The sequence below is a fragment of the Niallia sp. M35 genome (assembly GCF_050971705.1).
In the GTDB taxonomy this organism is placed as follows: domain Bacteria; phylum Bacillota; class Bacilli; order Bacillales; family Cytobacillaceae; genus Niallia; species Niallia circulans_A.
In genome coordinates, this window is the sequence record NZ_JBPCEP010000025.1 from 38,077 (window position 1) to 54,730 (window position 16,654).

Sequence of the window (16,654 nt, forward strand, 5' to 3'; positions counted from 1 at the left end):
CCATTAGTATTGCTGCGGATAAAAATATTCAGGAAACTCTTGTAATAAAACACCTTTTTCAGAAAGCATTAATCTCATATGATCAGACATTAATTGTTCTGCTTTTGTCCGATTTCCTTCTAAGATTGCTTCATAAATTTCTTTATGATGACTAATTAATATTTCCCAGTCTAAATCCTTTATGTCTTTTAATCTTAATAAGCGAAATCTATTCAAATGGCCAGCCATATCTTGAATCATTTTCCAAGTTCGCTCTTTGCCACAGCAAATAAAAAGTTCCTTATGAAAACTTTCATCCAAATCGAAGAATTTTTCTTTTTCCTGTTTTCCTACTTCATTGCTTGCCAGCATTTCCTGCATCTTTAAGTTCATTTCTAACTTCAGGGAAATTTCATCAGTTATATTCTCACAACATAGACCAACGATATTTGTCTCAATTATCTCACGAACAAAGCGCGCTTCTTCGGCAAGGCTAAGGTTAATTAGAGAGACAAATGTACCACTCTGCGGAACAATCGTTAATAACTCTTCTTGCGCTAATCTTATAAATGCTTCTCTAATAGGTGTTCTACTGACTTGCAATTCATCTGACATGATTTTTTCACTGATCTTTGTACCAGGTATAAGCTTTAATTTTAAAATTTCATCTTTCAATTGGTTATAAGCAAATACTTTCGCACTATTATTTGACATGAGGGACCCTCTTCTCCTTTTTATATTTTTTTAGTATATAAAAAGGAGGGGGAAATGTCATTCCTTTTCATTAATTTCAATAATCGCCTCCTCCAAAACATATTAATATACTAATATGGTAGTTATGAGTACATTATAACTTCATTTCTTTTGGAATACAATTCAAAAATAGTACTAAAATGTGACAATTGCATTAACAACTTTTGCAATTTATTTACACTTTTATTAGAATTAATGAATTATTATGGGAATACTTAATAATTATTGATGCTTTTAAGGAGGAATGAAATGCTAATACAGAAGAGGAGAGCGTGAAACCAATACGATGAAAAAAGTAAAAAGAAGTATTTATAAAAATTCCTTTATTTATATTGAAAAAGAAGAAGCGTGGTTAAAGGAAAGTATAATCTTTAGACATAAGGATACTTCTTTCTGATTAAATTTTGTGTGGTAACTTAATTTCATCAGAAGTTGTCCTTATTTTTATTGTAAAAATAATCAAAACCGATGAAATTTTACTTGTCGTAAAATTTCACCGGTTTTTCCATCTTAGAGATGTTTTTGTCCCAGTCTCGTATACACATCACGTACCTAAAGGTTTCCGGAAAAAAGAAGGTATTTCCTGTTACGAAGACTAAATTCACGTTTAATATGGTTCAAACTTAGATATAGTTTCTGACGCAATATTAGTACCTATTTCCATACACTCTTGCAAACTCCTATCATTGTAAATTCCTGAAATAAAGCCAGATATATAGGAATCTCCTGCACCGACAGTATTAACAATGTGAGAAGTCTTTGCTTTTTCATAAGTAAACGAATTGCCATCATAAGCTAAACTGCCATCTTCCCCTAACATCGCTATTACAACACCATTCTTTGTTTTTGATTGAGTGATTTTCAGAAATTCTTTGATTCTTTCATCCTTCTTTTCATATGAAAAGAAGGAATAATTCATGTACGGGAGAATTTTATCATTTAATTCATCATCTAACCTTTTTGAAAAATCATGAATCCAAATCTTATTTTGATCATAAATTGAATCTAAATATCTATAAATCTTTGAACGCTTTTCTGAGTAGATAATACTAGAATTCTCTATAATTTTAGAGATAGATCCAGGTAGTTTAAAATCAGCTAATACGTTTTCATAGAAAGACTCGTGAAATCTATCATTATTGATAAGTTTCATCTTTGCCATAGCAGTTGGCTCATCTTTGTTGTATGAATTGCTAATATCGACGCCGTTCTCTTGTAAGGTCTTTTTTATGAATTCACCAAATATATCATTACTAAAAACAGTTATTAAAGAAACATCTATACCTTGTTTCTTTAAGTTGATCGCAAAGTCAACAGCATTTCCTGTAGCGTAAAAAGTTTTCTCTTTTAAATAAATATCTACACAGTTATCACCTATTGCCAATACCTTTTCCTGTTTCTTCATTTTATTCACCCAATAATTGAATAAAATATTTTCTATTTTTTATTCCATCAAATTCTGCGAAATAGATGTCCTGAGCATGACCTAGAACCAGCTTTCGATTTTTTATTGGTAATACACAATTATTGCCCACAATCATCTGTTTTAAATGCCCCGGTGAATTTCCACTCGTCGTGCCATAAGACATTAAAAAATGTGCGTGAGTATAAGGAGAATCTACTGGGACTATAGTATCCAAAAAGTCAAGGATATCCGTTTCTACGCATTCCAAACTTTCATTTATTGTAATTCCGCAAGTCGTATGAGAGCAAATAATAAACACAACACCATTTTCAATCGAACTATTAGAGACTGCTTTTTTTACTTCTTCGGTGATTTTGATTAATTGTGTTTCCATATCAGAACAAAGATGTTTAATCAGTAGCTCTGTTTTCATCAATATCCCCCTTTTCCCCCAAGAATCGCATAGCATTTTTATAAAGAACCTTTGAGCGAGTTTTTTCAGACATATATACTTTCTCTAGGCCGCGCAAAATTCTAATGGGTCTAAATCTAGGAGTATTAGAGCCAAACATTACTTTATCCGGAAAGTTATGATCTAACCAGTATTTCCCCATGTCTCTTGTGAACACCTGTTCAAAGAACAGCTCAGGACTATCCATGTAAAGCATTGATGTATCAGTGTAAACATTAGGGTATTTTACGAGTAGTATCGCTGTTTCTTTTACAAATGGCCACCCAAAATGAGCTAAGCACATTCTTAACTTGGGGTACTTAATTGCAATTCTTTCAAATCTAAAAGGATGAGCAAACTCGGATATCGAATTTTTATCCCAGGAAAAACCCGCGTGAAACATGATAGGCTTATCATATTGCAAACATTTTTCATATATGGGGTAATAATCTGGATGATCAGGTGAAAATTGTTGTTTCGCTGGGTTAAGTTTTAAACCACTCAAACCAAGTGTGCCAAAAGCATGCTCCAATACTTCTAGAGCATCAGCTCTATTCGGATCAACACTTGCAAAACCGATAAATCTTTCTGGTCTTAAATAAACCAGCTTCTTAATTTCATCATTAGAAATAAGGGTATCACCTGTTGTTGTCGTTGTGTCTAAAGGAAGTAATATTGTTTTACTGATTTTCGCAAGATCATTTTGCTTATCTATGACAGTGAGATCTGATGGACTCATCAAGCCTAGACCCATTTCCTTCATTCTAAAATTCAGACGTTCTTCACTCTCACTAATAGGGCTATACAGGGAAGGATGGGCGTGTACGTCAATTATAGTCATTGCTTTGCCTCATTGTTATTATCTTCTAGCCATTTTATCGTCTTAATTAAGGCTTTCTCGGGTTCTAAGAAGTACCTTCGATCAAGAAACTCAAGACCAAGGCACCCCTGATAACTTGTTGATGCTATTTTCTCCAGTGCATGTTGCATATTTAAGCTTCCATCGCCTGGCACTAAATGTCCACCAGGATTACCATCTACAAAATGGACGTGATGCAGATTGTCACCTAATGTATCAATGAAACTGTCAATCGATTCCTCACCTGTTGAAGCGACTACATCGATATCTATAAGTCCCTTTAATGCATGACTCCCCACCTCTTCAATCATTTTTACAATATGTGAAGAAGTATTAAATACATGTGTTGAATACTTTGTAAATGCTTCAAGAACTAAAGTGACTCCTTCGTTTTCCGCCGCTTTAGAAATAGCTTCTAAAGATTGTCTACACCATTCCCATTGCTGAATAATAGGTATATCAAGATATGCAATACCTGTTGTTACTAACACTTTTTTACAATCTAATACTGTAGCTGCTTCAATATGTCTCTTAAAAAAATCAATACTATTCTGTCTGTATTGTTTATCGGGGTGACTTATGCTAATTGGATAGACAGCTTGTTCTGGAGTTAAACAATCCACTTTCAGATTCCTATAATCAATTTTTTTCTTCAGCTCCTTAATGTCGTTCAAAGTAAAATAATCAAGATGAAAATGAGGACCTGAAGCCCATAATTCAATATATTTAAAACCTAACTCACTTACAGAATCCAAAAAATAATCAATCGTGTATCTCTTAAAGTGATAATTACCAGGTGCTATTCTATCTATCTTCATAAATACACTCCCTTTATAGAATAATACTTCCTAAAATTGTGGCTACAATTACTGATATTATAGTGTTTATTAATCCAGGAACCATAAAGCTGTGGTTAAGGACATACTTACCAATCTTTGTAGTACCCGCTGTATCAAAGGATATTGCTGCTAACGTTTGAGCTGAAACAGGTAGAAAATAGTTCGCGTTAACCGCCATCCATGCACCTATTATTATTGCTGGAGGTAGATTTAATCCTATGGCAATAGGAATCATGATGAGCGTTGTCGCTCCTTGGCTTGTTATCAAGGCAGCTACTGCGAATACAACAACTGCAAATAGCCATGGATATCTGTTGACAATTTGAGCTACATTCTCTTCGACAAATTCCTGATGTGCTAATATAAAAGTATTACTCATCCAAGCTAAACCAAAAGCACAAACTATAGCTAAAGCACCTGCTTTAAAGATAGAGCCACTTAAGATTTCTTCAATTTTCGGCTTACATACTATTATTATTAGAGCTGCACAGGTCAACATGATAATCTCAATAGTATATGGCATTGATAATGGAGTAACTTTTCCCTCAATTACCCAAGAAGGTCGTAAACCTGTAAATAATCCCAAAACAATAACAGAAACCACAGCAAGTAAGAAAATTAAAACAGACCATTTTTGAGAATTCGCTATATCCTTAATTTCTTTCCTCTCAAACTTCTTGATAAAACCTTCTTCCAACCGTCTTATATATTCAGGATCTTGGTGAAGTTCTTTGCCCTTTTTTATTGTTAAAACAGAACTTGCTATTACTCCAACAAGAGTTGCTGGAATCGTTATCATTAATAATTTTGAAAAAGATACATCAATAGTTGCCATAAAACCAATCATGGCTGCCGTTGCTGCTGACATAGGTGAACATGTTATGGCTTGTTGAGATGAAATGATACTATTAGAAATTGGTCGTTCTGGTCTAATACGGTTATCTATTGATAATTCATTCATTACTGGCAGTAAACTATATACAACGTGACCTGTTCCAGATAAGAAAGTGAATATCCAAGCCACTATTGGTGCTATTATAGTAATATTGCTCGGGGATTTTCTCAGTATCTTTTCAGCTATGATCACTAGATAATCCAACCCTTTGGAGGACTGTAAGGCCGAAGCGGCTAAGACGACCCCCAATATAATGAGCATAACATCGATTGGCGGACTAGCAGGTTGCATACCGAATACAAAGACAAATATTCCCACGCCAACTCCACCCAACAATCCCATAAAGACATTACCTACTCTAGAGCCAAAATAAATCAGTACAATTATTAGTATCAATTGTATCCAAAACATCGGAATCCCTCCCGCCTCATTGTAAGCACTTTCATTTATTGCTAAGCAAGTAAGAATTTTAAACTCTTACTTGCTTACCATATCCGAATGCACCTTCGATTTTGCAAATTTCAGCTGCAAACTTTGAACCCTTTTTCATTGCATTCTGTATTACTTCAAAGGTTAGATCGTCATCTTTAAACCTAAATGAACCATTTGATTGATCTAACAATTCAATGAGGAAGGCGGTTAAATAAGCATCTCCTGCTCCCATAGTATCAACAACGTCTTCATCTATAATTGCTGGTTGATATATAAAATCACCTTTATATAACGCGTATGAACCATTCTCCCCCACAGTGCCGACTATAAGATCGGCTCCAAGCTCTTCAGCCTTTTTCATTTCCCTTTCTCTTTCAGAACTTGTTAAATGACTGCAAGAGAGGAAGGCTATATCTATATAGGGGCATACTTCCTTCAAATATTCGTCATTCCATCGGACAGAAAAATCAAAGGATATTGGAATATCTAGAGATTTTAAAGTCTTCAGTTCTGATTCAATATAGCTATTTAGGCTTGTATGAATTAGGGAAAATTCACTTATATAAGAAATCATCTGATTAGTAAGTTCCCATTTTTTTTCTTTGGCGACACCGCCTTTATTAGAGCCTAAAAACACTCTTTCATTCTTATCTAGTTTTACCTTCGCATACCCATTCTCACCACTATAAGTTTTAGAGTAAGAATAATCTATTTGAAGTTCATCCAAAACAGCTTTAATATATTCAGCAACATCATCGTCGCCAAATTTCCCAATGTAAGCAGATTTAATATTATTCATTTTGGCATATACACTGAAATTCAGAGCATTTCCTCCCGGGTACATCTTTCCTTCCAAGACATATTTATCGACTACATTATCCCCTATACCAATAACTTTATATTTTCGCATATGGGGCCTCTCTTAATATTCTACTTTCCACATATATCTTCTTGTTGAAAGCGGATGCTCTCGAACTGTTGCTAGTGCCTCATTATAAACAGGATACACATTATTAAATAATAAGTGGTTAAAGTAATCAATTACATCAGCATCAATAGTAGATAATCCTAACTCTTTAGCATCCAATACTTCAATACGTCTCGCATATTTCTTTAAGAACGTAAGTGCACGCTCATCAAGAGCCCGTGTACTTCCTTCGGAAACCTGGATGACAAACGGAATTTCAGCATCTGCAATTTCAAAAGGTCCATGGAAGAACTCTCCTGTATGAATTGTAGATGAATTAATCCACTGCATCTCCATAAAGATACAAATACTTTGTAAATAAGCAGCTCCATAACTTGCTCCACTTGCCAAAGTATATATAACATTGTCATCTTTATGCTCATCAGCAAATCTTTTTGCACGCTTTTCAACATGTTTGCGTGCATTTTTTACGATAAGATCAATCTTTTGACGACCATCCATAAATTTTTCGTAATATGGGTAACCTTCCACTTGATTCAGAAGTTCGACAGCTGTCAGTAAAGCTTGCATTGTTTTTTCTTCAGCTATATCTTTGTCTGGACCAAAAGTATAATCAACAATATAGTCTGCTTCTTTTGTTATAGGTGAATCAGATATCCAAGTTAGGGCAATAACTGGTACTCCTTTTTCCTTTCCAATTGCAGCTGCTTTAACAGTCTCAGGTGTATTCCCTTTATGCGATGCAACTACAAGAACAGAGTTTTTTCCAAATGCTTTTGGAAGGTTGTGTACAAACTCATTACTAGAATATAGCCCCACTTTAATTTCCTTGGACTCTTTCTCTAAAAATGCTTTAGCTGGGTAAAAAGCAGCGTAAGATCCTCCGCATGCAACGTAATAAACTTCCTTAACACCCCCATCTTCCTTTTTATCACTAATAATCTTTCTGATAATCTCTTTAATATTCATTATGACTCCTCCTATCCTAATTTGTATTGCTTTGTATATTTCGATTATAATACAAAGCAATACAAATTGCAACAGCGCTTTCATATTTATTTTCACTCTCTTATTTGTTATAATTTAAAAAACAAAACGAGCTAATGAGGGATTATAATTATGGATATTAATGAATCAATACCAAAATATGAGCAGTTGAGAATGAAAATACTGAATGATATTGAGAGAGGCATTTTGAAGAAGGGAGATAAAATTCCCACTGAAAATGAATTAAGTAAAAATAATCAAATTAGCCGGGTAACTGTAAGAAAAGCTCTAGACTCCCTAACAGAAGAAGGTTATCTGATCAGAATTCCAGGTAAAGGAACTTTTATAACTGAAAACAAGCTATTAAAAGACATTGGTAATACAATAGGATTTAGCGAAAATACTAGAATGCAAGGAAAAAAACCTGGTGCGAGGGTAATTGAAAATAAAATAATTGACTTAGAAGAAGAAGAGCAAAACGTATTCGGTACTCTTGGTAATACAAAACAAATTAGTATTGTCAGAGTTAGAACTGCTGATGACATCCCTGTTTCAGTTGAATATTCTCGATTTCCAATGGACTTCGATTATCTACTAACTGAAGACTTAAATAACACCTCACTTTATGACATCATAAAAGAGAAGAGTAACATTAAATTTGGTAACTCTAGAAAGGCAATTCAGATTGTAAGTGCCTCTTTTGAAGAAGCCATGTATCTGAACGTAAAGGAAGGCCATCCTGTCTTATGTATAGAAAGTTTGGTAAAAGATATTAAAGGTAGCACAATTCATTCCTCAAAACAAATTATGCTCGGTGACAAATTTACATTAATTGTTTAAAAAGGGCTTCCAAGACGATTATCCTTGTAAGCCCTTTTCCCAATTAATGTATAAGAAAAAATAATGCCACTGTTGATAATACATAAATTAACAATAACACGCCTATCTTTAGTAATTCACTAAGTTCATTTTTTTCACATGCATTTTTAAAGTCCATAATAACACTCCCTTATTCACTAATATTTTTTTTGATAAAGCTCCTTTTTGATGGAGAGGCTTCAAACTAGATACTATAGCTAAAATTCATCCTTGGCTACAAACAAATAATAACAGGTACATACCCTTTTGGGTCATTATATACACCCATCAAGTCAGATATAATAACTTGGCAAAAGGGTACGTATCACAGAATTTATTACCTAGATGAACCAACAACTGATCTAACTACTTTCTTTTTCTATGCGACTGCTAAGCTACATGAAGAAGTGGGCTGCATAGCGAATTTCCTAAACGACAGTGATTATAATTTACAAAATATTACGAATTTGACTGATCTACCAGCTAAAACATCCTGCTGCATAGACGCTGCTTCACTAATTACTCTTTATAAATTCTTCACTGCTTTCTCCATTTCCGTTTCACCAGAGACTAAATCAAATGATTTATTAAACACATTTTTTTCTTTTATAGAAGCCATTATTGTCGCTGCTACATCTTCTCTTGGGATCACTCCTCTTTCCAGATTCTCAGCAGCTGCAACCAAACCAGTACCAGCTTCATTTGTTAATCCGCCCGGACGAATAATGGTATAGGTTAATCCACTCTCCATAAGAATGCGATCAGCATAGTGTTTTGCTACATAATATGGCTTAATTTGTTCATTCCAGTTTTCTCGATGATGCGCCTGCAACGCACTAACCATTACAAACCGTTCTACCCCTGCATTCTTTGTTGCCTCCATCATTTTCACAGCACCATCAAGATCAATCAATAATGTTTTATCATATCCCGTTTTCCCACCTGAACCTGCTGTGAATACGACGGCATCACAACCTTTCACTGCAGACTCTAGCTGTTCCACCGTTTCTTCCAAATTACCTAAAGCAGTTTCTATTCCGACTTTGTCAAAAGCTTTCTGCTGTTCTGACGTTCTTACCAATGCTCTAACAGAAAACTCATTACTTTCGTGTAATAATGTCACAAGCTGTTTACCTATTTGCCCGTTTGCTCCAACCACTAATACTTTCACAGCACTGACTCCTTTCTAATCCATTTTCTACTATTATTTCATCCAATTGTTTCTTTTTCAAATAGCGTGCTTTCTAAGGGATAGGAAAAAGGCTTCCACTTAAGTGAAAACCCATTAAATTTAATACCATTTTAGTCTAAATATCTCTTTATCTCTTTTATTACTTCTTTTATCTCATTTACAAGGCGATTTCGTTGGCGGACAAATAATGTGCTTAGAAAAAGAAATTCTTCTGGAGACGTATTGCTCCAATAAACCGATTTCACCTTCGCTAAGCCAGGATATGGCTGAAAAGGGTCTGTATTATCATAATCATACTTACTAGAAGAAGAGAATTTAAGTCTATTCAATATCCCACCAACTGTTTTTAAAAGTTGATTATAGGAATCAACATCAGTGACTTCTTTTTCTAAAAGCTTTTCAACCATAGTTGTGACCTTTTCAAAAATAGAATGAATCATTGTAAAGTCAAAAGCCTCATCCGAATCTGCATCCAGTTCGTTAATAATCGCTTTGCTTTTACTCAAAAAGCGAATAAGGTTAACCGGTAAAAGAGAAATATTCGCTAAATAATCCACTAGCTCTATATGCATTCCAGTATCTCTCACCAATAGATTACTATCCACTTTATCTATTAAATCCTCTTCTGTATGCCACCACCAGTTTCCTCCTGGTGTTTGATAGCTTTTTTTCTGATGTGGCGGTTCGTATTTAAGCATTAAATGAATTGGGATATTCGTCCCCCAAAAAGATTGATCGGCTCCTCTAGGTAAATACTCTATCCTAGACGGCTCTCTATCTGTGTATTTACGAATGATGTTTATTAATAACTCGTGATTTTCCATCGCAGTTGATCTAGGTACTACTTCAACATTTTCTTTTGTTCCAGGAAAATCAATATTAATATGTGCTACACAGTTCTCATTAATTTCCTCCCAAAATTGATCACAATACCAAGCAGATCCTGCATATCTTCCATTCGAATGTCCTGGCCACCATGCTAGTTTAATGGTTCTTCTACTATTTTTTTTAGAAAATATCCTGGCCATTTCCAGCATAAGCGCATTTGCGGTTGCGTTATCTGTTGCTCCCTTATGCCAAGAATCATAATGACCAGAAATCAGAATATAATCCTCTGATTCACCTCGAAGAGTAGCAACCGGCAAACTCGTCTTTTTAAGCGCATTTTCTAATTTTGTTTTCACGACCGCTTCCAAAGAACCATTCTCTTTTATCCAATCAAGTAGGGTAACTCCATCCTCATAATTTATCCCAACAACCGGAATTTTTGGAAGTTGATCAATATTTTCCGATGTAGGTGTTCCCCAGATAGTTCCTACTGTTTCTTCATGGATAGCAATTTCCTTCGACGGCCATATATGAATGAGTCCAATTGCACCAGCGCGCTCTATTTTTTTTACATAATCTTCATAATAATTCCAGCTGATTATTATTTTATCTTTCATTTTTTCATAACGATCAGCTGGTCCGTTTATTCCTCTTAGTGTTTCACTATAACGATCATATAAAAGGTTACCCTTTATCCCTTTTGGAAAGTGACCGCCAAACGATCTTGCTTTCGCTATAATCACTTTTTTCTTCGCTCCACCCACATATACTTCTCCATGAATAGGATTACTAAAATACCCAACAAACTGATAACGATTATACGACACTTCATATTGCTTTAGAGTTTCTATTATATAATCTGCGGCTCTCTCCGCCTCTTCTTCTCCAGTTAACCTTTCATACTTAGTAAGTACTTGAATGTGATCATACAAAAGATCTTTATCAATTAAATCTATATACTGGCTTGTCACTTATTTTTCACCCCATTATGAATAGTGAATAACATCTGCCACGATAACAAAAATACCTCCAATAATAAGCCATACTAATAATAATGGCCAGAAAAATTTTACCCATTCTTGATATTTAATTTTGGACACTGCCAAGCTTCCCATTAACATGGCAGACGTAGGAAGGATACAATTGGATAATCCGTCTCCTAGCTGATAAGCTAAAACAGCCGTTTGTCTTGTTACATCAATCAAATCGGCTAACGGCACCATAATCGGCATCGTCGTTGCTGCCAATCCTGTTCCAGAAGTAATAAAGACATTCATGATTGTTTGGAAGAAATACATTCCTAGTACTTGAATATAGCTAGGCATGTGATCAACCATTATTGCTAGCCCGTTCACAACAGAGTCAATAACATGGCCATCCTCTAAAACGATCACAATCCCTTTCGCTAATCCGACGATGAAAGCGCCAAAGGTTATATCTTTTGCACCAGCTACAAATTCACTGGCAATTTTACTAGGGCCATATTTAGACAGAAATCCTACTATAACACCAAGGGCTAGGAAAAATGCTGCTAATTCCTGCATCCACCAACCTTTTTCCGAAACACCCCAAATCAATAGACCAAAACCAGCTAATATTACCATGATAGTTAAATAGTGGCTTATCTTCATAGATGATAAGGATGATATATCTACATTATTATGACTTTCCTCTGCTTCCAGTTGAGCAACAATACTTGAAGATGGGTTCTTTTTCACCTTTTTCGCATAACGAATAATATAATAACTAGTGGCTATTAATAGAACAACAAGGATAATAGCACGTAACCACATACCAGAAAACATTGGAATTTCGGCAATTGACTGAGCAATCCCTACATTAAAGGGATTTAGTAATCCCGCTGTAAACCCTGCTGCTGCACCCAACATAACCATCGCTGTCCCTGTTAACGCATCATATCCTAATGCTCTAGCAATCGCGATTCCAATTGGAACAAACGCCATTACCTCTGCAGACATCCCTATCGTAAATCCGCCGAATGAAAACAAGGTCAAGAAAATGGGAATAATTACGAGGCCTCGATTCATAAAGGTTTTTCCGACTCTACCAGCAATCGCCTCAATTGTTCCAGTTGAATTAATAATTTGAAACACACCGCCAACAATAAAAATGAAAAAAACTGTATCACTTGCACTAACCAATCCTTGAACAACTGCTAACGGAAGATTAAATAGACTGATAGGATTCTGTTCAACATGATGATAAGAATCTTGAACAACAACGGTGTTACCTGAGCTTGCATCTTCAACTCGATCAAACTCTCCTGCTGGAAGAATATAGGTCAGAACTGCCGCAAATAATACCATCGTTAATATAATGACAAATGTATGGGGCATTTTTACTCTTTTTGGTCTCGACTGTTTAATGGAGTGCATCTGAGAGACTACTTTATTGGTTTTCAATATCTTCATCCTTTACCATTTTTTAATTTACTATTTTAGTATTTTGCTGCTTTTCCAATCTTCAAATTCACTGCGGATAGCCTGTAAATATTCACGATTGGAGCACACATCGTAAGCCGTCATAGCTAATGCTTTTGCTGCTTTATTTAACCCCTGCATACCTTCCTCTGAACCTGCTGCCTCTACAAACTCTGGTGTATGTGTGTTCGCTGAATCAGTAATTTTAATATAAGGATGAATGGTAGCTGTCACTTGGCCAACATTGCCAATATCAGAAGAGCCTATTCCCCCTTTTTTAGGTGGATCGCTTACTTCTTCATCTAGGTATTCCAAATTTTCTTTAAACATCTTGGCAAGTGCGTGATTATTATTCCTTTCCGCATAAATAAGTCCTTCTTCAATCTCTAATGCTGCACCTACTGCTTCTGCCGAATAGCGAGCGGCCGCATAGACCTTTTCTCGGACAATTTCGAGCTGCTCTACATTCTCTGCCCTTAATAAAAATTCAGCCTCACAATATGCTGGTACCACATTTGTCGCCTCTCCACCCTTTGTAATGATTCCATGGATTCTTACATCATCTTTAAAGAATTGACGTAAAGAATTGACTGCAACAAACGTATGAATTACCGCATCCAATGCACTTATTCCTAATTCAGGACTTGCAGCTGCATGAGCCGCCTTGCCATAGTATTTGAAAGTCGCATCTACACAAGCTAAGCCACCACGTAAAACCATCGATTTCTTATGGGGATGACACATCATTGCAACGTCAACTTGATCAAAAATGCCATCCTCTACCATCATAATTTTTCCACCGCCTAACTCTTCAGCAGGTGTTCCCAGTACAACAATTTTCCCTTGCAAATGAGGCACCGCCTCCTTTAACGCGATAGCCGCACCTACAGCAGATGTGCCAATGATATTATGTCCACAACCATGCCCTAATCCAGCCAATGCATCATATTCCGCAAGCAAGGCAATGGTTGGTCCTCCAGCTTCGCCTTCCCATGTTGCCCTAAATGATGTTTCCAGATTGGCAAGACCTGTTTCTATCATAAATCCAGCCTTTTTCAATGGTTCTGTAAGCCAGTTCATTGCTTGATATTCTTGGAAACTAACTTCTGGATTCTGATGGATTTTCAACGATAATTCTCGTAATTCCATATCCATTGCATCCACTTTATCGATAAGTGTCTGTTTTTCTTGAACACTTTTATTATGCATAAAATATACAACCTCCTAAATATTCTGACTAAACAATAATGTATATACCATTTTAATTCTCTTATTAAATTAAGTAAAATTAAGCTTTTTTTTATAATCTATAAAAATTTTTTATAGATTATACAGACAAAAATATGTATTTACTTTTATTTTTATACAAAATAAAACAAAAAAAGAGAATCTTAAAAGTTCTCCTCTTCTTCCTTGTTAGTACCATTAATCTATATTCATTACATATTGAACAAATGCTGCTACTGTGGCCAGACTCATCGATGCTTCACGATAATATATCCAGGTTCTTCTTTTCATTTCCTGACCATTTTTAAAAACTAGAGGACAAGAATATAAGTCATCACTCTTCTTCAGAAATACACTTGGGATAATGGCATATCCAAGTCCCTTTTTCACCATTTCCTTACAGGTTTCATAACTGTCAACTTGCATTGTTATCAATGGTGGATCACTAAACCTTTGATTCCACCAATACTCGATACTTTGCTCAAAGGGATTATAAGGACTTGTCTTATATTTAAGAAGCACTTTAGGCTCTTTTCGATTAATCATCGCCATTTGCGGAAGTTTGTGAATAGCAATTGGTTCGTTTGCAATAACACAGACATTTTCTTCATCAAGAAGATATTTAGCGTCCGGCCAATTATAATCTCCTCTAACAATCGCTACATCAATTTGCCCATCCACTAATAAATCCATCATTTCTGTACTAAATCCCGTATCTACATTTAATTGAACCTTCGGAAAATTTTTTCTATACTCTTTCAGAATAGCTGGAAGAGTATGCAATCCAAAGTGACTATTAACACCAATTTTCAAATGTCCAATCAGTTCATTTTCTATATTCAATAAAAACTCTTTTGTTTTGCGCAAATCATTCAGAATTCTTTTCGCATATTCTACCAAATATTCACCAGCTGGCGTCATTTTTATATACTTACCATTTTTCGAGAGAATTTCAACCTGAAACTCCTTTTCCAGCTGTTTAATACGATAGGTCAAAGCAGGCTGCGTCATAAACAGATGTTCCGCTGCTTTTGTTATATTTTGCTCTTTCTGTAAATAAATCAGCAGCAAGCAATCCTTCTCATTCATTTCGTACCCCCGCCCGTTTTTAAGATTATCTTCTATTTAAGCATACAGCATTCCTATTGACTAGATGCTAACAGCATATTGTTTTTCTAGAAACAACAGATTGATTCTTATAATAGGGAAACCAAATATGATAGAATGGATAAATGACTAAAATGAGTGTGAACACAGAGCTCTAAGGCTAATCAAACATCCATCATTTACTTTCAAAGTAACTTAGGAGTGTAACTTAAAATGAATAAAAAAGATATCGCAAACATCCGAAAACAATTCAAAATGAATAATGATCTACTTAGAATAACAGATATGTTTAATGTTTATGTCATGAAAGAATCAAGTGATATATTCCATTATCAAAGTCAGCCCTTTGGCATGCTTGATCAAGATCAACAAGAGTTATTTTTACATAACTTCAAGAAATTACTTGCCGGTAATTTGGATGAAAAGCTGTTTGAATTAAAGTTTCAAAGAGAAGCAGAAAATAATAGCCAGCTTATTTTACATAAAGGATTACTTAGCTCAGAAACAGAGGATTGGAAAGAGCAAATGCTACTGATGGTAGACAAGATGCTTAATAGCAGACAATATGACAAAGATATTGTCATCACATTTATTCGCGGGGAATATTTAAAGCCAAAGAAGCGCCGCAGTGAAGAGTCTGAAGAAAGTGACCGAGATACAGTTTTCTCTCATCCTTTCATTTTATGCAGTATCAACAACACCCAAGAGCCGAAAAAAGAATTGCTTTTTGATTATGTAGAGAAAGAATTTAAATACAATATTGTTGTTGACCCCATTATTAATCTGAATGCGCCAATGGGTGGATTTCTTTTCCCAAGCTTCACAGATAACGCAGCAGATGTTAATCATATTCTCTATGCTGCCGGCAAAATCCATGAGCCAGATTACCAATTTATCGAGGAAGTTCTCAACGGCGAGGAAATGATGACTGCTCAAGATGATAAAATTGTGTTTGAGGAAATCATTAAAGATGTGACTGGAGATCAATTGAGCACTTCTACTCTTTCGAATGTATACGAGGAAATTAACCGAATGATTGTCGAAAATGAAGAAGAAGAGGTTCCAAAATTAGACTCCAAAGACGTGGAACAAGTCTTAAAGATGAGCGGAGTAGAGGACATTAGTCCAGAAAAAGTCGAGTTTGCCTTCAAAAAAATTATTGATGATGATAAATATGAATTAAAAGCAAGTAATATCTTGCCAAAATTCACATCAAAATCGATTAAGATCAGCACCAAGATTGCTAACATTGCGATCAGCCCTCCTGACTTAAGATATGTGAAGCAAATCGAATTTAGCGGCAAACGCTACTTAATGATTGAAGTCGAAGAAGACACCGTAATCGAAGGATTTACAATGATTCCCGAAGCCTTCGGCGGAAATCCAGAAGAAGACTAAGATTCAAAGAGAGAGTGGGACATAAGTATTTCAACCAAATCTAACCCCCGAACAATAAAAAAATTCGTATAATTG

General features: G+C 35.2%; 15 protein-coding genes. 2 read left to right on the forward strand and 13 right to left on the reverse strand.

The features are described from left to right. Positions 1-3: 3 nt before the first annotated feature. The 8 genes from NiCM35_RS24820 to NiCM35_RS24855 all read right to left on the reverse strand — a co-directional run bounded on the left by NiCM35_RS24820 (position 4) and on the right by NiCM35_RS24855 (position 7,510). Complete coding sequence (locus tag NiCM35_RS24820) at positions 4-693, reverse strand: GntR family transcriptional regulator (protein WP_095333031.1); 690 nt, start codon at positions 691-693, stop codon at positions 4-6. Between the two features lie 646 nt (positions 694-1,339). Beyond that, complete coding sequence (locus NiCM35_RS24825) at positions 1,340-2,137, reverse strand: PfkB family carbohydrate kinase (protein ID WP_095333029.1); 798 nt, start codon at positions 2,135-2,137, stop codon at positions 1,340-1,342. A gap of 1 nt (position 2,138) precedes the next feature. Next, positions 2,139-2,570 (reverse strand): secondary thiamine-phosphate synthase enzyme YjbQ, encoded by a 432-nt coding sequence (locus tag NiCM35_RS24830; RefSeq protein ID WP_095333027.1) that lies wholly within the window; start codon positions 2,568-2,570, stop codon positions 2,139-2,141. After that, a complete protein-coding gene (locus NiCM35_RS24835; protein WP_095333025.1) occupies positions 2,548-3,429 on the reverse strand; it encodes an amidohydrolase family protein in 882 nt (293 codons plus the stop codon). The genes NiCM35_RS24830 and NiCM35_RS24835 overlap by 23 nt, the downstream gene beginning before the upstream one ends. Then, positions 3,426-4,265 carry a sugar phosphate isomerase/epimerase family protein gene (locus tag NiCM35_RS24840; RefSeq protein WP_095333023.1) on the reverse strand — a complete coding sequence of 280 codons (840 nt, stop codon included), beginning with the start codon at positions 4,263-4,265 and terminating at the stop codon, positions 3,426-3,428. The genes NiCM35_RS24835 and NiCM35_RS24840 overlap by 4 nt, the downstream gene beginning before the upstream one ends. 13 nt (positions 4,266-4,278) lie before the next feature. Then, entirely contained in the window at positions 4,279-5,592 is a 1,314-nt protein-coding gene (locus tag NiCM35_RS24845) for an anaerobic C4-dicarboxylate transporter family protein (protein ID WP_433780851.1), read from the reverse strand. A 58-nt stretch (positions 5,593-5,650) separates the two neighbouring features. Then, the gene (locus NiCM35_RS24850) at positions 5,651-6,523 is read right to left on the reverse strand and encodes a fructoselysine 6-kinase (protein ID WP_123258826.1); all 873 of its coding nucleotides are present in this window, start codon (positions 6,521-6,523) and stop codon (positions 5,651-5,653) included. A gap of 12 nt (positions 6,524-6,535) precedes the next feature. Then, positions 6,536-7,510, reverse strand: a complete 975-nt coding sequence (locus NiCM35_RS24855) for an SIS domain-containing protein (RefSeq protein WP_095333017.1) — start codon at positions 7,508-7,510, stop codon at positions 6,536-6,538. A gap of 150 nt (positions 7,511-7,660) precedes the next feature. Here NiCM35_RS24855 and NiCM35_RS24860 point away from each other — a divergent pair, with 150 nt between their 5' ends. Then, a complete protein-coding gene (locus NiCM35_RS24860; protein WP_217279800.1) occupies positions 7,661-8,368 on the forward strand; it encodes a GntR family transcriptional regulator in 708 nt (235 codons plus the stop codon). A gap of 544 nt (positions 8,369-8,912) precedes the next feature. Here NiCM35_RS24860 and NiCM35_RS24865 read toward each other — a convergent pair. From NiCM35_RS24865 to NiCM35_RS24885, 5 genes are all read right to left on the reverse strand, one after another. After that, the gene (locus NiCM35_RS24865) at positions 8,913-9,557 is read right to left on the reverse strand and encodes an SDR family oxidoreductase (RefSeq protein WP_095333013.1); all 645 of its coding nucleotides are present in this window, start codon (positions 9,555-9,557) and stop codon (positions 8,913-8,915) included. Positions 9,558-9,688: 131 nt separating this feature from the next. After that, positions 9,689-11,377 carry a M28 family peptidase gene (locus tag NiCM35_RS24870; RefSeq protein ID WP_371000742.1) on the reverse strand — a complete coding sequence of 563 codons (1,689 nt, stop codon included), beginning with the start codon at positions 11,375-11,377 and terminating at the stop codon, positions 9,689-9,691. Between the two features lie 15 nt (positions 11,378-11,392). Beyond that, positions 11,393-12,829: a YfcC family protein gene (locus tag NiCM35_RS24875; protein ID WP_235973260.1), complete on the reverse strand. Its 1,437-nt coding sequence runs from the start codon at positions 12,827-12,829 to the stop codon at positions 11,393-11,395. Between the two features lie 30 nt (positions 12,830-12,859). Further along, entirely contained in the window at positions 12,860-14,056 is a 1,197-nt protein-coding gene (locus NiCM35_RS24880) for a M20 family metallopeptidase (protein ID WP_095333009.1), read from the reverse strand. A 216-nt stretch (positions 14,057-14,272) separates the two neighbouring features. After that, positions 14,273-15,163, reverse strand: a complete 891-nt coding sequence (locus tag NiCM35_RS24885) for a LysR family transcriptional regulator (protein WP_095333007.1) — start codon at positions 15,161-15,163, stop codon at positions 14,273-14,275. A 231-nt stretch (positions 15,164-15,394) separates the two neighbouring features. On the opposite strand from NiCM35_RS24885, the gene NiCM35_RS24890 reads away from it, so the two are divergent. Next, the gene (locus tag NiCM35_RS24890) at positions 15,395-16,579 is read left to right on the forward strand and encodes a DUF4317 domain-containing protein (RefSeq protein WP_095333005.1); all 1,185 of its coding nucleotides are present in this window, start codon (positions 15,395-15,397) and stop codon (positions 16,577-16,579) included. Positions 16,580-16,654 lie beyond the last annotated feature (75 nt).